This window comes from Streptomyces sp. NPDC019531 (genome assembly GCF_044903305.1).
Classification (GTDB): Bacteria; Actinomycetota; Actinomycetes; order Streptomycetales; family Streptomycetaceae; genus Streptomyces.
In genome coordinates this window covers 1-3556 of record NZ_JBJDQL010000119.1, presented here as the reverse complement: position 1 = coordinate 3556, position 3556 = coordinate 1, and the positions used below count along the sequence as shown (strand labels likewise).

The window sequence follows — 3556 nt, the reverse complement described above, 5'->3', positions numbered from 1 at the left end:
CAGTATTTTCGGCATAGGAAAGACCAGACATGGCGATTGAGTTCTCTCCGGGCTTCAGGCAGTTCCTTGAGGTTTGGGTGGGCGCTGATGTGGCGTCGGGGAATGAGGACCTGGGCTATGATAGTCGGTTGCCGTACAAGGATCTGGCGCAGGATCTGCGGGCGTTGTCGGGTGCGATGCAGGGTGCGATCGCGCGGGTGGGGTATTCGATGCCCCCGGAGGTGGGGGACCGGTTTGTCGGGGCGATGAGGCTTTTCGTCGATGACAACGGTGTGAACCATCTGTATCGGCTGGCGGATGAGCTGGATAAGACGGGCCAGCGGCAGGTCGGTCGTTCGATGAAGCTGGCGGAGAGCAAGATCGAGATTCTGATCGAGTTCGCGATCATGAATCTTGAGCTGGCGTTGCTCGCGTCGTTGTCGGTGTTCACGGGCGGGACGTCGCTTGCCGAGACGTATGCGGTGAAGGCGCGCAGTGCTTTGTCGATCCTGCTGATCATGCAGCGGATGGGGCGGGCCGCGCCGACGCCGTTCACGGCGGTGCTGGAGGCGCTTGAGGAGGCGTTCACGTCGTTCTTCGCGCAGTTCCTGTCGATGTATGTGCCGGACAGTCCGGATCGCCGGCGGACGAAGTTCGACTGGAAGGACATCGGCCAGTCGGCGTTCGTCGGGTTCCTCGCCGGGCTGTTCGGCGGTGCGCTGGGCGAGGTGTACCACAAGTTCATTGCGAAGAATTTCAAGGACAAGCACTGGCTGAAAGAGGGCTTGGATGTTCCGTTCGAGGCTGTGAACGAGGGTCAGGCCGAGATGTTTGCCTCGGGTCTGGCCAAGCTGGCTTTCGAGGGGAAGTTCGCGCTCAGCTGGCAGGAATTCTGGATGTCAGGTGTGAGCGGCGGGTTGACCAGCGGCGCGGAGATTGTGGTCGGTGCGGCCGGTCTGGGGCTGTATCACCAGTTCTTCCAGAAGACTCCGGTGACGGACAGCGTCTTCCGCGACAAGCCGGGTGCCCTTGACGCGCCAGATGCGGTACGAGACAACGAAAACCACCCGCTGACGACCGGGGTTCAGGACGGCACCCGGATCAGGGAGACGCCCGGAGGGTCCGGCGTCGGCCAGCGGGTCGGTTTTGATGTCCCGGATTCGGTGCGGTTGACCAGCACGCTCTCGGGTCCGCCCTCTTCGCCGCCGCCGCCGCCGACCGGACCGGTCGACCCCGCAATTCCGGGCCCCGTGAGTGCGGAGGTCGGACTCGGTGCGGTTCCGACGCCGACGCCCGGACCCCTGGAGGGTGCGGATGTTCCTGGCCTGACGGACGTTCCCACGGACAGCGACCTGAGCGATGGGGTGCCGGTCCTCAGCGACGTCAGCGACCTGAGCGATGGGGTGTCGGTCCTCAGCGACGTCAGCGATGTGAGCGATCTGAGTGATGGGGTGTCGGTCTTCAGCGACGTCAGCGATGTGAGCGATCTGAGCGACCTGAGTGATGGGGTGTCGGTCTTCAGCGACGTCAGTGATGCGTCCTCGTTCACCGATGTCGAGGACGACCTCATGCCTGTCTCGGAGACCGGCATGGACACCGACTCGGGGCTCGTGACGGGTGGGGGAGCGGCGACGGCCGGTGTCGCCCCGACGGCCGGCGCCATGGGAATGTCTGGCAAGTCTGGCCTGTCCGTGTCTGAGGACCTGCACCACGAGCCACAGCTCGCCGGCGGCGAAGCGACCTCCGGGGATCTCGCCGGGGCCGACACCGAAGTTCGCGGTCCGGCGCCGAGCGGGGCACGGCAAGAGGGCAGCACGGCAGAGCATGTGCAGTCGCCGGACGAGACCGAGGTCGTGCTGGAGGGCACACAGGGAATCGGCCAGGACGGCCGGCTCGGCACCAGCGGTCCGGGCACGCCGACCCTCTCCGGCACCCCCCTTGCCCCTGTCACCCCCACCACCTCGGGCACCCCCGTCACCTCTGACACCTCGCGCAACCCCGTCACCTCCAGCACGCCCGTTGCCTCGGGCACCCCTGTCACCTCCGGCACCTCGGGTGCTCCGGTTGCCGGTTCCGTTCAGTCGTCTCGCACCAGCAACGTGATATCCGCGGCTGAGTTTGAGAACGGCCGGCAACCGGTCAGCCCGCAACGGGCCGGCGAACCGGAGAATGGCCGGCAGGTCAGGCACCGCGTGGACGCGGCCACGGGCACGGACAGGGACACGACTTGGGAAGGGCGGGAGGCACGCACTCCCGCTCCCGAGTCCACGCCGGTCCTGAGCGGCCCCGCCGCCTCGGAGGTCAGCAGGTCCGGCGCGCCGACCTCGGGCACCGCCTCGACACAGGCGCCGTCCGTCACGCCCGCATCCTCCTCGGCCCCCACTTCCAGCACCCAGACGCCGGACAAGCAGTCCGTCGCCCGGCCGTCCACGGTCAGCGGCGACACGAGGAGCACGGTCGCCCCGCCCCGCTCGACAACCACCACACACGCAGCGGCCGTCAGCACGGTGGGCGGTCGACCGGTTCAGCAAGCCGCCTCCGGCATCGCCGGGCCGTCCGTGGAGAGCACGGCCCCTCGTATCGTGGTGGAACGGGTCGGGAGCGCCGTGCGGAGTGGCGCGCTGCCGGTCGAAGCGCACAGCGGCACGGGAAGCGACCGCGTGCCGCGTTCCCGGCAGTTCCAGACCGCGGTCCCGTCGCCGAACCAGTTCCCGTCCGGTGGCTTCGTGTTCGCCCGTGGCCAGGAGCCGTCCGGCGGCGGGCGGCCGAAGTCGAGGTGGGACGCCCCCGAGTCGGTGATGCAGGAGATCACCGACTCCGGCGGCAGGCGCATCGGTGTGATGTCCTTCGATGCCGAGGACCTTGAGTGGCGCAGGGACGTCTACGGCAAGCTTGCCGAGCAGAAGGATTATGCGCAGTGGCGACGGGATGACCAGGACCGGCTGGTGGGTGACTGGCGGGATCTTCCGGAAGGGTTCGGGGAGTCCTTCTTCCTGGCACTCCACCATGACGAGACGGGATTCCGCGTCGTCAGGCCGGACGGCAGCAGCGTGGTGTGGACCGCTGAGGAGCTCGGCCAGGACCTGCGTAGGCGTAAGCGGGAGCTGTCGGGGTTCAAGCAGATCACGCTGTTGTCGTGCACGGCTGGAGCGCAGTCCACCGCCGCGAACCGCGCGCGGACCGATGCCCAGATCGTCGCGGACGTCTCCGGCTGGACAGTCAACGCGCCCGTCGGGAGGGTGGCGTTCGCCGAGGACGGTATCCATCTGGCACACGACGCGGACGGCAACGCCACCGCCTGGCGCACCTTCCACCCCAACACCACCCCGGAAGACCCCGGCACCGCCCACACCAACAACACCCTCGCACCCTCCGCACCCGAGGTCATACCCGACTCGCAGTTCCCGTCCCAGGGTTGGAACGCCAGCCCCGCCGAGGACCCGGCAACGCCTGCTTCCCGTTTCCCGGAGTACTTCTACCGCACAGACGAGTGGTACCGGCTCAGCGAGAGGTACGAGAAGGCCGTCGGAGAAGTGCTGGCCGCCGACCCCCGTGTGATCGCGGAGGCCCGCAAGGC

The 3556-nt window shown here is 67.7% G+C and carries 1 pseudogene; it reads left to right on the top strand.

Annotated elements, in window-relative coordinates:
* Positions 1-29: 29 nt before the first annotated feature.
* Positions 30-3556: pseudogene (locus tag ACI2L1_RS44990) on the top strand (hypothetical protein); the annotation flags it as partial.